The organism is Paraburkholderia phymatum (genome assembly GCF_038900715.1).
In the GTDB taxonomy this organism is placed as follows: domain Bacteria; phylum Pseudomonadota; class Gammaproteobacteria; order Burkholderiales; family Burkholderiaceae; genus Paraburkholderia; species Paraburkholderia phymatum_A.
Genome location: NZ_JAYMRZ010000030.1, coordinates 19,391 through 33,023, shown reverse-complemented (window position 1 = coordinate 33,023; position 13,633 = coordinate 19,391). Strand labels below are relative to the sequence as shown.

Annotated in this window: 14 protein-coding genes; 10 read left to right on the top strand and 4 right to left on the bottom strand. The window is 63.9% G+C overall.

Annotated features, from left to right (window positions below):
* The first annotated feature begins 68 nt into the window (after window positions 1-68).
* From VSR68_RS36725 to bla, 7 genes are all read left to right on the top strand, one after another.
* The gene (locus VSR68_RS36725; RefSeq protein ID WP_342944433.1) at window positions 69-1,748 is read left to right on the top strand and encodes a nitrite/sulfite reductase; all 1,680 of its coding nucleotides are present in this window, start codon (window positions 69-71) and stop codon (window positions 1,746-1,748) included.
* Window positions 1,749-1,761: 13 nt separating this feature from the next.
* A complete protein-coding gene (locus VSR68_RS36720) occupies window positions 1,762-2,304 on the top strand; it encodes a DUF934 domain-containing protein (protein WP_342944432.1) in 543 nt (180 codons plus the stop codon).
* On the top strand, window positions 2,301-3,041 hold the full coding sequence (locus VSR68_RS36715) for a phosphoadenylyl-sulfate reductase (RefSeq protein WP_342944431.1): 741 nt from the start codon (window positions 2,301-2,303) through the stop codon (window positions 3,039-3,041). The genes VSR68_RS36720 and VSR68_RS36715 overlap by 4 nt, the downstream gene beginning before the upstream one ends.
* A 138-nt stretch (window positions 3,042-3,179) precedes the next feature.
* Complete coding sequence (gene cysD, locus VSR68_RS36710; RefSeq protein WP_342944430.1) at window positions 3,180-4,142, top strand: sulfate adenylyltransferase subunit CysD; 963 nt, start codon at window positions 3,180-3,182, stop codon at window positions 4,140-4,142.
* A gap of 22 nt (window positions 4,143-4,164) precedes the next feature.
* Window positions 4,165-5,478 (top strand): sulfate adenylyltransferase subunit 1, encoded by a 1,314-nt coding sequence (locus tag VSR68_RS36705; protein ID WP_342944429.1) that lies wholly within the window; start codon window positions 4,165-4,167, stop codon window positions 5,476-5,478.
* A gap of 38 nt (window positions 5,479-5,516) precedes the next feature.
* Window positions 5,517-6,296: a uroporphyrinogen-III C-methyltransferase gene (gene cobA / locus VSR68_RS36700; protein WP_342944428.1), complete on the top strand. Its 780-nt coding sequence runs from the start codon at window positions 5,517-5,519 to the stop codon at window positions 6,294-6,296.
* A 189-nt stretch (window positions 6,297-6,485) separates the two neighbouring features.
* A complete protein-coding gene (bla, locus tag VSR68_RS36695) occupies window positions 6,486-7,379 on the top strand; it encodes a class A beta-lactamase (RefSeq protein ID WP_342944427.1) in 894 nt (297 codons plus the stop codon).
* A gap of 41 nt (window positions 7,380-7,420) precedes the next feature.
* Here bla and VSR68_RS36690 read toward each other — a convergent pair whose 3' ends face one another.
* The 3 genes from VSR68_RS36690 to lptF are packed head-to-tail and all read right to left on the bottom strand — an operon-like array spanning window position 7,421 to window position 10,090.
* Window positions 7,421-7,801 (bottom strand): CbiX/SirB N-terminal domain-containing protein, encoded by a 381-nt coding sequence (locus tag VSR68_RS36690; RefSeq protein ID WP_342944426.1) that lies wholly within the window; start codon window positions 7,799-7,801, stop codon window positions 7,421-7,423.
* A 25-nt stretch (window positions 7,802-7,826) separates the two neighbouring features.
* Window positions 7,827-8,975, bottom strand: coding sequence for an LPS export ABC transporter permease LptG (gene lptG / locus VSR68_RS36685; RefSeq protein WP_342944425.1), 1,149 nt, complete (start codon window positions 8,973-8,975; stop codon window positions 7,827-7,829).
* A gap of 2 nt (window positions 8,976-8,977) precedes the next feature.
* The gene (gene lptF, locus VSR68_RS36680; protein ID WP_342944424.1) at window positions 8,978-10,090 is read right to left on the bottom strand and encodes an LPS export ABC transporter permease LptF; all 1,113 of its coding nucleotides are present in this window, start codon (window positions 10,088-10,090) and stop codon (window positions 8,978-8,980) included.
* 137 nt (window positions 10,091-10,227) lie between these two features.
* Between lptF and VSR68_RS36675 the strand changes: the two genes are divergently transcribed.
* The 3 genes from VSR68_RS36675 to VSR68_RS36665 all read left to right on the top strand — a co-directional run bounded on the left by VSR68_RS36675 (window position 10,228) and on the right by VSR68_RS36665 (window position 13,042).
* Window positions 10,228-11,739: a leucyl aminopeptidase gene (locus VSR68_RS36675; RefSeq protein WP_342944423.1), complete on the top strand. Its 1,512-nt coding sequence runs from the start codon at window positions 10,228-10,230 to the stop codon at window positions 11,737-11,739.
* A 46-nt stretch (window positions 11,740-11,785) separates the two neighbouring features.
* Entirely contained in the window at window positions 11,786-12,202 is a 417-nt protein-coding gene (locus VSR68_RS36670) for a DNA polymerase III subunit chi (protein ID WP_342944422.1), read from the top strand.
* A 78-nt stretch (window positions 12,203-12,280) separates the two neighbouring features.
* On the top strand, window positions 12,281-13,042 hold the full coding sequence (locus VSR68_RS36665) for a DUF2486 family protein (RefSeq protein ID WP_342944421.1): 762 nt from the start codon (window positions 12,281-12,283) through the stop codon (window positions 13,040-13,042).
* A 91-nt stretch (window positions 13,043-13,133) separates the two neighbouring features.
* On the opposite strand, the gene VSR68_RS36660 is transcribed toward VSR68_RS36665, so the two are convergent.
* The gene (locus VSR68_RS36660) at window positions 13,134-13,460 is read right to left on the bottom strand and encodes a c-type cytochrome (RefSeq protein WP_342944420.1); all 327 of its coding nucleotides are present in this window, start codon (window positions 13,458-13,460) and stop codon (window positions 13,134-13,136) included.
* Between the last annotated feature and the right edge of the window lie 173 nt (window positions 13,461-13,633).

Here is a 13,633-nt window from a genome sequence, read left to right as displayed (position 1 = left end):
GAATACGAGGCGCGGCGTAACCGGAACGCCGTGTTGTGCGAGACGAACACAAACCCTGGGGTCCCCGAATGTACCAATACGATCAGTACGACCAGACCATCGTCGATGAACGCGTCGCGCAGTACGCCGATCAGGTTCGTCGCCGTCTGTCGGGCGAATTGAGCGAAGAAGAGTTCCGCCCGCTGCGGCTGCAAAACGGCCTCTACATGCAGCGTCATGCGTACATGCACCGCATCGCGATTCCGTACGGCAATCTGCGCAGCGACCAGCTTCGCATGCTCGCGACCATCGCGCGCGAGCACGATCGCGGCTACGGCCACTTCTCGACGCGCACGAACATCCAGTACAACTGGATCAAGCTCGAAGAGACGCCGGAAATCCTGCGCAAGCTCGCGTCCGTGCAGATGCACGCAATCCAGACGTCGGGCAACTGCATCCGTAACATCACGGCCGACCAGTTCGCGGGCGTCGCGTCCGACGAAATCATCGATCCGCGTCCGTGGGCCGAAATCCTGCGCCAGTGGTCGACGTTCCACCCGGAATTCGCGTGGCTGCCGCGCAAGTTCAAGATCGCCGTGTCGGGCTCGAAGGAAGACCGGGCGGCCGTGCAGATTCACGACCTCGGCGTCTATCTGACGAAGAACGCAGCGGGCGAAGTCGTCGCGAGCATCCTCGCGGGCGGCGGTCTGGGCCGCACGCCGATCGTCGGCGCGATCATCAGGAAAGACCTGCCCTGGCAGCATCTGCTCACGTATTGCGAAGCCGTGCTGCGCGTGTACAACCGCTACGGCCGCCGCGACAACCTGTTCAAGGCGCGCATCAAGATTCTGGTGAAGTCGCTGTCGGCGGAAAAATTCTCGCAGCAGGTCGAGGAAGAGTGGCAGCACCTGAAGGACGGCCCGTCGACGCTCACGCAAGCCGAGCTGGACCGCGTGTCGCAATACTTCCAGCCGCCCGTCTACGAGAAGCTGCCGGACACGGACACGTCGTTCGAAAAGCATCTGCTCGAAAGCCGTGCGTTTGCGCGCTGGGTCGAACGCAATGTGCGTCCGCACCGCGTGTCGGGCTATGCGTCCGTCACGGTGTCGCTGAAGAAGACGGGCGTCGCGCCCGGCGACGCCACCGACAAGCAGATGGAAGCCGTCGCCGACTGGGCCGACGAATACTCGTTCGGCAAGATCCGCGTGTCGCACGAGCAGAACCTGATTCTCGCCGACGTCAAGAAGCGCGACCTGTACGCGCTGTGGGAAAAGGCCAAGGCACAAGGCTTCGCGACGCCGAACATCGGCCTGCTGACCGACATCATCGCGTGCCCGGGCGGCGACTTCTGCTCGCTCGCGAACGCGAAGTCGATTCCGATTGCGCAAGCGATCCAGGAGCGCTTCGACGACCTCGACTTCGTGTACGACCTCGGCGACGTGTCGCTGAACATCTCGGGTTGCATGAATTCGTGCGGCCATCATCATGTCGGCAACATCGGCGTGCTGGGCGTCGACAAGGACGGCTCCGAGTGGTACCAGGTGTCGCTCGGCGGCGAGCAGGGCATGGGCCAGGACGGAGCGAAGCTCGGCCGCGTGATCGGCCCGTCGTTCTCGGCGGAAGAAATGCCGGACGTGGTGTCGAAGGTGATCGACACGTTCGTCGAGAACCGCATCGACGGCGAACGCTTCATCGACACCTACAACCGCATCGGGATCGCACCGTTCAAGGAACGCGTGTATGCATCGCGTCAACCGGCTCACGCGTAACGAGGACTAGCAGATGGCATCGATTATCAAGGACCGCACGATCGTCAACGACGACTTCACGGTCGTCCGCGCAGCCGAGGACGGCACGCTGCCCGCAGTGAGCGCATTGCCCGCCGGCAAGGTGATCGTTCCTTTCGCGTTGTGGCAGAGCGCGCGCGACGAGCTGACGGCATCGCGCAGCGCTGACCAGATCGGCGTGTGGCTCGCGCCCGATAGCGAGCCCGCCGACATCGTCGGCGACTTCGACAAGCTCGGCCTGATCGCCGTCGACTTCCCCGTGTTCCGCGACGGGCGCGGCTACAGCATTGCGCGTCTGCTGCGCGAGCGCTATGGCTACAAGGGCGAGATCCGCGCGATCGGCGACGTGCTGCGCGACCAGTTGCGCTTCTACGAGCGCTGCGGCTTCAACGCGTATGCGCTGCGCGCGGACAAGGACATCAACGACGCGCTGAAGGCGTTCACCGAATTCACCGTGCAGTATCAGGGCGCATTCGACGAGCCTTCGCCGCTCTTTCGCCGTCGCGAAGCGGCTGCAACGCAAAAGGCCACCGTATGACGAGCACAGCGGAACTCACGCCTGAACTCGAGGCGAAGATCGCACGTCTCGACGCGCTGCTCGATTCGATCGCGCAGCGTCACGAGAAGGTCAAGCTCGCGAGCAGCCTCGCGGCGGAAGACATGCTGCTCACGCACGCGATCCTGTCGCGCGGCGTGAAGATCGGCGTCTTCTCGCTGAACACGGGCCGCCTGCATGCGGAAACGCTCGGCATGATCGACCGTGTGCGCGAGCGCTATGGCTACGAGATCGAGCAGTTTCATCCGCAAGCGGCCGCCGTCGATGAGTATGTCGCGCAGCATGGCCTGAACGCTTTCTATGAAAGCATCGATCTGCGCAAGCGCTGCTGCGAAATCCGCAAGGTCGAGCCGCTCAATCGCGCGCTCGGCGACGTCGGCGCATGGGTGACGGGTCAGCGCCGCGAGCAGTCGGTCACGCGCGCGGAACTGCACGAGGAAGAGCACGACGGCGCGCGCAACATCGCCAAGTACAACCCGCTCGCAGACTGGACGGAAGCCGATGTGTGGGCTTACCTGAAGGCCTTCGACGTGCCCGTGAACCCGCTGCATGCGCGCGGCTATCCGAGCATCGGCTGCGAGCCGTGTACGCGGGCCGTGCGTCCTGGCGAAGACAGCCGGGCAGGGCGCTGGTGGTGGGAGTCGCGCGATACGAAGGAATGCGGACTGCACATCACGACGATCCCTGTCACGGTCGTCTCGGAGAACGCCTCGGCCTGATGTGAGCCGCACAGGCGCCGGCGTAAGATGACCCAAACGCCGTGCGCCGCCGATTGCCGATTTCGATTGAATCCCTACGTGCCGCACGCATCTGGTGAGCACCCGAACAAGCGACACGAACCAATGAAGGACCAGAAAATGAGCACGACGCTCGATTCCACTGTCAACGCACCGCTGCCCGTCACGGCGAACCGGATGGATCACCTCGACTGGCTCGAGGCAGAGTCGATCCACATCCTGCGCGAACTGGTCGCCGAATGCAGCAAGCCTGCGCTGCTGTTCTCGGGCGGCAAGGATTCCGTCGTCGTGCTGGCGCTCGCGCTGAAGGCGTTCGGCCTCGGCGCGAACCGCAAGACGAAGCTGCCGTTTCCGCTCGTGCACATCGACACGGGTCACAACTACGACGAGGTGATCGACTTCCGCGATCGACGCGCACAGGAAATCGGCGCGGAACTCGTGGTCGGTCACGTCGAAGACTCGATCAAGCGCGGCACCGTGCGCCTGCGCCGCGAAACGGATTCGCGCAACGCCGCGCAAGCCGTCACGCTGCTCGAAACCATCGAGCAATACGGCTATACGGCGATGATCGGCGGCGCGCGCCGCGACGAAGAAAAGGCGCGTGCGAAAGAGCGCATCTTTTCGTTCCGCGACGAGTTCGGCCAATGGGACCCGAAGGCGCAGCGCCCCGAGCTGTGGAGCCTGTATAACGCGCGCCTGCATCAGGGCGAGCATCTGCGCGTGTTCCCGATCTCGAACTGGACGGAGCTCGACGTGTGGCAATACATCGCCCGCGAAAACCTCGAACTGCCGTCGATCTACTACGCGCACAAGCGCGAGATCGTGCGCCGCAACGGCCTGCTCGTGCCCGTGACGCCGCTCACGCCGATCCGCGAAGGCGAGGCGAGCGAAGAAGCGCTGGTGCGCTTCCGCACGGTGGGCGACATCAGCTGCACGTGCCCCGTCGAAAGCGATGCCGACGATGTCGAGAAGATCATCGCCGAAACGGCCGTGACGGAAATCACGGAACGCGGCGCGACGCGGATGGACGACCAGACGTCGGAAGCCGCGATGGAACAGCGCAAGAAGCAAGGTTATTTCTAAGGCACACGAGGGCGACACAACCATGAGCATTCATCAACCTGAAGACCTCGGCGTGCTTCGTTTCATCACGGCAGGCAGCGTCGACGACGGCAAGAGCACGCTGATCGGCCGCCTGCTGTACGACAGCAAGGCTGTGCTGTCGGATCAGCTGTCCGCGCTGTCGCGCGCGAAGAACAAGCGCACGGTCGGCGACGAAATCGATCTGTCGCTGCTGACGGACGGCCTCGAAGCCGAGCGCGAGCAGGGCATCACGATCGACGTCGCGTATCGCTACTTCGCGACCGCGAAGCGCAAGTTCATCATCGCCGACACGCCGGGCCACGAGCAGTACACGCGCAACATGGTGACGGGCGCATCGACGGCGCATGCCGCGATCATTCTCGTCGACGCGACGCGCGTCACGTTCGAGAACGGCGCCGCGCAACTGCTGCCGCAGACCAAGCGCCACAGTGCGATCGTCAAGCTGCTGGGCCTGCAGCACGTGATCGTCGCGATCAACAAGATGGACCTCGTCGACTACAGCGAAACGCGCTTCAACGAGATCCGCGACGCGTATGTCGCGCTCGCGCGCCAGCTCGGTCTGAACGATGTGCGCTTCGTGCCTGTGTCGGCGCTGAAGGGCGACAACATCGTGACGGCGAGCGAGCGCATGCCGTGGTACGCGGGCGAGCCGCTGCTCGACGTGCTCGAAGCACTGCCCGTCGATACGGCGACGCACGACACACTGCGTTTCCCGGTGCAATGGGTCGCGCGCCAGGACGGCAGCCAGGCCGACGATTTCCGCGGCTACATGGGCCGTGTCGAATCGGGTGAAGTGAAGGTCGGCGATTCGATCATCGTGTTGCCGGCGAACCGCCAGGCGACGGTTGCCGAAATCATCGCGCCCGTGCCGGGCGGCACGGCGCAAGTGGACCGCGCGTTCGCGGGCCAGACGGTGACGATCCGTCTCACGGAAGACGTCGACGTGTCGCGCGGCGATACGTTCGTGCACGCGTCCGCGACGGTTCAGCCGGCGAAGAAGCTCGAAGCGGATCTGTGCTGGTTCGACGACGCGCCGCTGTCGACGGCGCGCAAGTATCTGTTGAAGCAGACGACGAACACGGTGTTCGCGCGCGTCGGCGGCATCAAGCAGGTGCTGGACGTGCATACGCTGTCGCACGCGACGGACCGCCACGAGCTGACGATGAACGACATCGGCCGCGTGTCGCTGACGCTGCAAAAGCCGATCGTCGCCGACGAGTACGATGCGCATCCGGGCACGGGCGCGTTCGTGCTGATCGACGAAGCGACGCATCACACGGTGGCGGCCGGCATGATTCGTTCTGTCTCTGCATAATGGAAGAGAGCAGGTAACGAAGCGGAACGGAGCAGCAAATGGGCAAGGTTTATCTGATCGGCGCGGGGCCTGGCGCAGCGGACCTGATCACGGTTCGCGGCGCGCGGCTGCTCGCCGTTGCCGATGTCGTGCTGCACGATGCGCTCGTCGAGCCGGCGATGCTCGACTACGCGCCGAAAGCACGCAAGATCGCGGTGGGCAAGCGCTGCGGCAAGCGCTCGACCGCGCAGCACTTCATCAACAAGCAGATCGTCGATGCGGCGCGCGAGCATGGCGTCGTCGTGCGGTTGAAGGGCGGCGATCCGATGCTCTTCGGCCGCGCCGATGAAGAGATGCGCGCACTCGAAGCAGCGGGTGTCGAATATGAAGTCGTGCCGGGCATCACGGCGGCGCTGGCGAGCGCGGCATCGCTGCGCCGTTCGCTGACGCTGCGTGGCGTGTCGCGCAGCGTCGCGCTGGCGACGCACAGCCGCGCGGCGGATTCCGCCGAGATTCGCGAGCAGGTGAATGCCGATTCGCTGGTGTTCTACATGGGCCGCGACAGCGCGCCCGAGATCGCGCAACAGCTGATCGACGCGGGCCGCGCGGGCTCGACGCCCGTGGCGATCGTCGAGGCATGCTCGACGCCGCGCGAGCGGACGTTGACGCTGACGCTCGAAGGACTCGCGGCAGGCGACGCGCAACTGTGGCTCGATCCCGCGCAGCCTTCGCTGCTGATGATCGGCGATGCATTCGCCGAGCGCGTGCTGAAGAGCGAGCCGCACGCGGACGATTCGTCTTCCGCCGAGTCAGGCGAGCCTGCGTTGCGGGTCGCGTAGCGCAAGCGCTTTTGCTGTTTCTTTTCTTCGGCCGCATTCGCGTGAGCGAATGCGGCCGATTGTCTTTGGGCTCACCGCTTTCGATTCGTCGCGTCGATTCGCTGTTATCGGACAGTCGAGCAGACACGCAAAGGGCGGGCACATGCGTTGCGATAACATTCGCTTTCGCTCTGCATTCACCTCTGCGTCATGTCCCATTCTTCGTTGCGTCGTGCTCTGCTGATTGCGCTCGCTGCTGGCCCTGTCATAGGCGTTCGCGCGCAGCCGGCTTCTTCCGTCGCGATCAATCTGGCCGCGCATGAGCGCTTCGAGCAACTCGAAGCGAGGAGCGGCGGACGCCTCGGTGTCGCCGCGATCAATACCTCCGATGGGTCGTATGTCGGTTATCGCGAGTCGGAGCGCTTTCCGATGTGCAGCACGTTCAAGCTGCTGGCCGTCGCAGCGATCCTGAAGCGCGGCATCGCCGAGCGTGCTCTGCTCGACACGCACATTCGTTATGGCGAGACGGATCTCGTCGCGAATTCGCCCGTGACGAAGCGGCACGTGAGCGAGGGCATGTCGATGAGCGACATCTGCGCGGCGGCGCTCCAGTACAGCGACAACACGGCGGCCAACCTGCTGTTGACCGCGCTGGGCGGACCGGAAGTGTTGAACGAGTTTGCGCGCTCGATCGGCGATACGTGGTTCGATCTCGTGCGACGGGAGCCAGAGCTTAACGACGCCGTGCCGGGCGACATGCGCGATACCACGACGCCGCGCGCGATGATGAACGATATGCAGAAGATCCTGCTGTCGGACGATGTGCTCGAGCCGCCGCAGCGCGAAAAATTGAAGATGTGGCTGCTGGGCAATACGACGGGCGAAAGACGCATCCGGGCGGCTGTCCGTTCTTCGGGCTGGCCCGTCGCCGACAAGACGGGAAGCGGCGACTACGGCACGGCCAACGATGTCGCCGTCGTGTATTCGCCATCGGCGACGTTCGTCGTCGCCATCTATTTCACTGGCTTAACGCCCAAGGAAACGCGGCCCGAGGACGAGATCGTCGATGAGGCCGCGCGGATCGTGTTCGACGCGATGAAGTGAAGCGTGCTTCCTGTGGGCGGCGTAAAGCCGTGTAAAGCCGGTCAGGAAGAAGCCTGCCGCAGGCAATAGCCGGCGATAGCCTCGATCACATCCGCATCCTCGCCGACGGCAACGGAGCAGCGGATCTCGACACTCGGATTCGCCGCGCGGCACTGATCGAGAATGACGGGCAAGTCGCGCCGGATATGGCCGCCCTGGCCGAAGAACACAGGCACGACGGTCACGACGGACGCCCCCGCCGACACCTGATCGGCGACGGCGGAGGGCAGATCGGGCGTCATCAATTCGAGGAACGCGAGCGAAACGGGCCCTGCATCGGCGCCGCGCAACTCGCGCAAGCGGGTGGCAAGACGCTCGAACGGCTCGGCCCAGCGGGCGTCTCTCGCGCCATGCGCAAACAGCACAATGCCATGCGATCCCATAGCCGGAGCGTCCGTAAAAAAGCAGCTAGTGCCGGTCGACCCACTTGAGCCCAGCGAGCCCAAGCACGAGATACAACAACGCCGGCGTCGCAGCCGTCAAAGGCGCCGGCCAGGTGTTCAGATTACCGATGTGCGAGAACAGCGTGTTGAAGAGTTGAAAGCTCATCCCCAGCATGATCCCGCCGAACACCTTCATGCCCACAACGCCCGCGCGCGTGTGCAAGTAGGCGAACGGCAACGACAGCACCAGCATCACGAACACGGCGAACGGATACAGCAGCTTGCGCCACAACGCGATCTCATACCGCTGCGTGTCCTGATGGTTCTCGGTCAGGTGCTGGATGTAGCGGAACAGATTGAACATCGACATCCGCTCCGGCGCGACCAGCAGCACCGACAGGATCTGCGGCGTCAGTTCCGAGCGCAACGAGTATTCGGGCAGCGTCACCTGCTTCGCGCGATAGACGGGATTCAACGCATCGGCGGGCTTGCCCGCGTCGGGCGCGACGTCGATCAGTTGCGTATCCGTGACGTCCGTCAGCGCCCAATGCCCCGGCGGCTGATACTTGCCCGACTTCGCGATGCGCACATTCGACAGACGGAACTTCGAATCGAACTCGTAGATGCGCACGTTCGTGATCGTCGCATCGGGCTGCAACTGGCCGACGTTCACGAAGCGGGTCACCTGCTCGCCGTCGGCGCGCGACGTCAGCGTGTCCTTCACCCAGACGCCCGACTGGAAATTGCTCGACACCGACGAGCCCAATGCCTCGAGGCGCACGCGCTCCGACAACTGGTCCGTGTACGGGCCGACCACTTCGCCGATGATGTACGTGAGGATCACGAGCGGAATGCCGATTTTCAGCAGCGAGCGCAGCGCCTGGTTCGTCGCGAGACCGGACACGCGGAAAATCGTGTACTCGGAATTCGCCGCCATCTGCGCGAACACATAGATCGCGCTGATCAGCGCGGCGACGGGAATGATTTCGTAGAAGCGCGACGGCGTCTGCAACGCGACGCGCAGCACCGCGTACTGGAACTTGTAGTTGCCGTGGCCGACCGAGTTCAGTTCGTTGATCAGGTCGAAGAAGAAGAACAGACCCGAAAACGCGAACAGGATGAAGATGAACGTAAGGTAGACCTGCCGCGCGAAGTACTTTTCATAGATGCGCATGGTCACGCTCCCTGCGCCGGCGTGTTTGCAGCCCGGCCGAACATCGCCCGCGTGAACAACGGCCGGTTGCGCACCCGCAGCCAGAAGATGAACGCGACGACCAGCGCGACGACGATATGCAGCCCCACGAGCCCCACGCCAAACGACATCTTGCCCTGCTCGATCCACGACTGCACGACGTTCAGCAGATTCGAATACGTCAGATAGATCAGCACGGCCATCACGAGATTGATCGTGCGGCTGCGGCGCGGATTCTGGTGCGCAAGCGGAATGGCGAGCAGCATCAGGTTGATTGCGATCAGCGGCAAGCCCGCGCGCCACGCGAATTCGGCGAGATTCTGGCGCGTCGGGTCGCGGAACAGGTCGAGTGTGGGCGTACCCGTCGTGGTCGGCGTGCTGACGACAGGCTGGCTCTGGATCTTCACGCCGTATCGCTCGAACTCCATGATGCGGAAGTCGGGATGGCCCGGCTCGCCGTCATAGCGGCGGCCGTATTCGAGCACGACGAAGCGGTCGCCGTTCTTGTGCGTTTCCGTGTGGCCGTTCTTCGACACGACCACGTTCAGCTTGCCGTTTTCCGTGCTCGTGACGAATACGTTCTCGACGTGGCCCTGGTCGGGCGACATCTTCTCGATGAAGAACACGCGATGGCTCGTGGCCGATTCGCGGAACTGGCCCGGCGCGAGCAGCGAGACTTCGTCGCGCTGCTGGAAGCGCGCACGGATCAGCTTGCTCTGCTGGTTCGACCACGGCCAGCCGACGAACACGAAGAATGCAATCAGAATGATGATGGGCGTCGCGAACAGCCCGACGGGCTTGATGAAGCGCGTGAGGCTCACGCCCGACGCGAGCCACACGACCATTTCGGAATCCTTGTACCAGCGCGTGAGCACGAACAGGATCGACACGAACAGCGTCGCGACCAGCATGATCGCGAGATAGCCGATGACCGTGAGGCCGATCAGCACGAGCACGTCGCGCGGATCGATTTCACCCGATGCCGCGAAGCCGACGATGCGGATCATCATCGTCGTCAGAACCAGCGTGAGCAGGACCATGAACACGGCACCAGCCGTGTACGCCAGTTCGCGCTGGAGGGAGCGTTCAAAAATCATGGTTGATGAGGAGAGGGCGCGCCCCGGTGGACGGCGGGGTTGGGCCCCATCACGCCTTCCGTGCAGCCGCCGCGGGAAAAATAGCGGATAATTGCGGCTTTCATCCTAAGCCCAGATTTTATCCGAGGACAAGCGCGATGGACTTTAGCATAAAAGCCTGTGATTGGAGCAAAGGCTCGACCAACGGATTCCTTACCGGGAAATCGGATTGCGTCGTGATCGGCGTGTTCGAGTCGCAGACGCTGTCGGGCGCAGCGCTGGAAATCGACGCGGCCACCAAGGGGCTGCTCACGCGCATCGTCAAGGCCGGCGACATGGACGGCAAGATCGGCAGCACGGTGTTCCTGCATGAAGTGCAGGGCATCGGCGCGTCGCGCGTGCTGCTGGTCGGCCTCGGCAAGCAGGATGCCTTCACGCAGAAAGCCTACGGCGACGCCGTGCGCGCGGCATGGCGCGCAATCCTCGGCACCAAGGTCGCGCAGGTCACGTTTACGCTGGCCCAGGCGCCCGTCAAGGAGCGCTCGTCGGATTGGGCCGTGCGCGCCGCGATCGTCGCGCTGCGCGAGCTGACCTACAAGTTCGCGCAGATGAAGAGCAAGCCGGACAACGGCGCGCGCGCGCTGAAGCGCATCGTGTTCAGCGTCGACGGCGCCGATGAAAAGCTCGCGAAGGTCGCCGCGAAGCAGGGCGTCGCGCTCGCGAACGGCATGGACCTGACGAAGGACCTCGGCAACCTGCCGGGCAACGTCTGCACGCCGACCTATCTGGCGAACGCCGCGAAGAAGCTCGCGAAGGACTGGAAGCTGAAGGTCGAAGTGCTCGGCCAGAAGCAGCTCGAAGCGCTGAAAATGGGCTCGTTCCTCTCGGTCACGAAAGGCTCCATCGAGCCGCCGCAATTCATCGTGCTCCAGCATCAGGGCGGCTCCGCGAAGGCCGCGCCCGTCGTGCTGGTCGGCAAGGGCATCACGTTCGACACGGGCGGCATCTCGCTCAAGCCCGGCGACAGCATGGACGAGATGAAGTACGACATGTGCGGCGCGGGCTCGGTGCTCGGCACGATGCGCGCCGTCGCCGAAATGGGCCTGAAGCTGAACGTCGTCGGCATCATTCCGACCTGCGAGAACATGCCCGCAGGCAACGCGACGAAGCCGGGCGACATCGTCACCAGCATGAAGGGGCTGACGATCGAAGTGCTGAACACGGACGCGGAAGGGCGTCTCATTCTGTGCGACGCGCTTACCTATGCGGAGCGTTTCAAGCCCGCCGCCGTGATCGACATCGCGACGCTGACGGGTGCGTGCATCATCGCGCTCGGCCATCACAACAGCGGCCTCTTCTCGAAGGACGACGTGCTGGCGGGCGAACTGCTCGACGCGTCGAAGGAAGCGGGCGATCCGGCATGGCGTCTGCCCCTCGACGACGAGTATCAGGAACAGCTCAAGTCGAATTTCGCGGATATCGCGAACATCGGCGGACGTCCTGCAGGTAGCGTGACGGCGGCGTGCTTCCTGTCGCGCTTCACGGACGCGTATCCGTGGGCTCACCTCGACATCGCGGGCACCGCATGGAAGAGCGGCGCGGCGAAGGGCGCAACGGGCCGTCCCGTGCCGTTGCTGTCGCAGTTCCTGATCGACCGCGCCGCACAATGACGCATCGCAGTTCCCGCGCGCACGAAGCAATGAAGCAGGCTCGCCGATGACCCGCATCGACTTTCATTCGAACGTCGGCGATTCGCTGCTCTATGCGTGCCGTCTCGTGCGCAAGGCGTATCAGGCCGGCCAGCCGCTGATCGTGCTGGCCGAGCCGCCACGGCTGCGCGCATTCGACGAGCAGCTCTGGACCTTCTCCCCGCTCGACTTCGTGCCGCACTGCATGGCGGAGAGTCCGCTCGCGGCGCAAACGCCCGTCGTGCTTACGTCGTCGCTCGACGACGTACCCCATCATCAGATACTGTTGAACCTGAGCGCGACAGTGCCGCCGCAGTTCGCGCGCTTCGAACGCCTGCTGGAAATCGTCGGCAACGAGCCCGACGAACTGGCCGCGGGCCGGGAGCGCTACCGCTTCTATCGCGATCGCGGCTATGCTCTAAACAACTACAAGCAGGGCGCCTGACGGTTCATGTCCGCTCGATGCGCGGTCTTGTCCGATTCGCGCGGAACCGCATCGTCCGATCTTTAAAGGGAGGCTTTCGTGTCCCAATCTTCTGACTCGTCCGATCAAGACATTCCCGTTCTGACCGATGTGATGGCCACGGGCCACGATCCCCATGCGAAGACGAAACGCTCGAAGCGGCATGGACATGGCCACGATTCTTCGCATGCGCGGCGGCATGAAGCGGCGCATGACGATGCGCATCATGATGCGCATGAAGAAGGACATGATGCGGCGCATGAAGGGGCGCATGAAGCGACACATGAAAGCGCTCAGGAGCCGTCCGCGCAAGAAGACGATGTGCCCGTGCTCGATTCCGTGTACGAACCCGCGCTTGATGATCTGCCGGGCGAGCCGGCCATGCATCCCGAACTCGAAGGAGTGAGCGCGCATGCGCCGCAAGCCGCGCACGTCGAAGCGCTTGCGCCCGCGCGCGAGCCGGCGCAGTTCGTGCCGGGCGAAGCGGAGTTCACATCGGGATCGGCGGCTGAACGCTATGTCGCGCCGCCAGACCTCGGCGCAACGCCGGCGCCGACCGAACACATCCACACACCCGCCGATACCCCCGAATACGATGCGGACGTGCTCGCCGAACGCTTGCGCGCACGCTTCGCGACCTATCTGAAAGGCGAGGGGCGCAACCTGATCGAAGCGCGTTGCCGCGACGCGTTTCAGGATCACACGACGTGGCTCGTCAACCAGATCACGCGCGAAGTCGCGCTTGCGCTCGAAACGGAAATGCTGAGGTGGGTGCGCGAAGCGGTCCGCGAAGAACTCGGCAAGAGCGCGGACGGCAAGTAAGCGGCATTTGACGTTTTAATCCGCGCGCCATTCGATGTTTTAATCCGCGCGCCGGCGCGCGATCCACGACGCCGTATCCGGCCTAGATGCGTTATTTGAGCGTCATGATCCAGCTTGCGAGCGACGCTGCTTCGTCGGGCGTGACCTGCGTGTTCGCGGGCATCGGCACGGTGCCCCAGACGCCCGCGCTGCCTTCGAGGATCTTGCGTGCGAGGTAATGCGATGCGTCGCTGCGCGACGCGTACCGGGCGGCGACATCGTGCAGCGCCGGTCCCATGAACTGCCGAGTCACCGAATGGCAGCTCATGCAGTTCTCCTTCTGTGCGAGCGCGAGGCCTGGGGCCGATTCCGCGCGCGCCGCGCCGGCGAGTGTCAAAGCGCCTGCCAGCAAGACTGCCGCATACGACTTCGATTTCATTATGGTCTCCGCCGGCGACTGGGCCCGGCCTGTGGTGGACGCATTATAAAAGCAAAGGGGCACACGGCGATCCGTGTGCCCCTTCGTTCATCGAAGCATGGTACTGGGTTCGTTCACAGCGATCCGGCGTTGCTGCGTTCCGTCAGCGAAAGCAGCGCTTGCGGCGTCCAGAG

What these genes read in the sequence shown, in the direction of transcription:
- VSR68_RS36725 (WP_342944433.1), top strand. Translation starts at nt 69, where the DNA reads ATGTACCAATACGATCAGTACGACCAGACCATCGTCGATGAACGCGTC.
- VSR68_RS36720 (WP_342944432.1), top strand. Translation starts at nt 1,762, where the DNA reads ATGGCATCGATTATCAAGGACCGCACGATCGTCAACGACGACTTCACG.
- VSR68_RS36715 (WP_342944431.1), top strand. Translation starts at nt 2,301, where the DNA reads ATGACGAGCACAGCGGAACTCACGCCTGAACTCGAGGCGAAGATCGCA.
- cysD (WP_342944430.1), top strand. Translation starts at nt 3,180, where the DNA reads ATGAGCACGACGCTCGATTCCACTGTCAACGCACCGCTGCCCGTCACG.
- VSR68_RS36705 (WP_342944429.1), top strand. Translation starts at nt 4,165, where the DNA reads ATGAGCATTCATCAACCTGAAGACCTCGGCGTGCTTCGTTTCATCACG.
- cobA (WP_342944428.1), top strand. Translation starts at nt 5,517, where the DNA reads ATGGGCAAGGTTTATCTGATCGGCGCGGGGCCTGGCGCAGCGGACCTG.
- bla (WP_342944427.1), top strand. Translation starts at nt 6,486, where the DNA reads ATGTCCCATTCTTCGTTGCGTCGTGCTCTGCTGATTGCGCTCGCTGCT.
- VSR68_RS36690 (WP_342944426.1), bottom strand. Translation starts at nt 7,801, where the DNA reads ATGGGATCGCATGGCATTGTGCTGTTTGCGCATGGCGCGAGAGACGCC.
- lptG (WP_342944425.1), bottom strand. Translation starts at nt 8,975, where the DNA reads ATGCGCATCTATGAAAAGTACTTCGCGCGGCAGGTCTACCTTACGTTC.
- lptF (WP_342944424.1), bottom strand. Translation starts at nt 10,090, where the DNA reads ATGATTTTTGAACGCTCCCTCCAGCGCGAACTGGCGTACACGGCTGGT.
- VSR68_RS36675 (WP_342944423.1), top strand. Translation starts at nt 10,228, where the DNA reads ATGGACTTTAGCATAAAAGCCTGTGATTGGAGCAAAGGCTCGACCAAC.
- VSR68_RS36670 (WP_342944422.1), top strand. Translation starts at nt 11,786, where the DNA reads ATGACCCGCATCGACTTTCATTCGAACGTCGGCGATTCGCTGCTCTAT.
- VSR68_RS36660 (WP_342944420.1), bottom strand. Translation starts at nt 13,460, where the DNA reads ATGAAATCGAAGTCGTATGCGGCAGTCTTGCTGGCAGGCGCTTTGACA.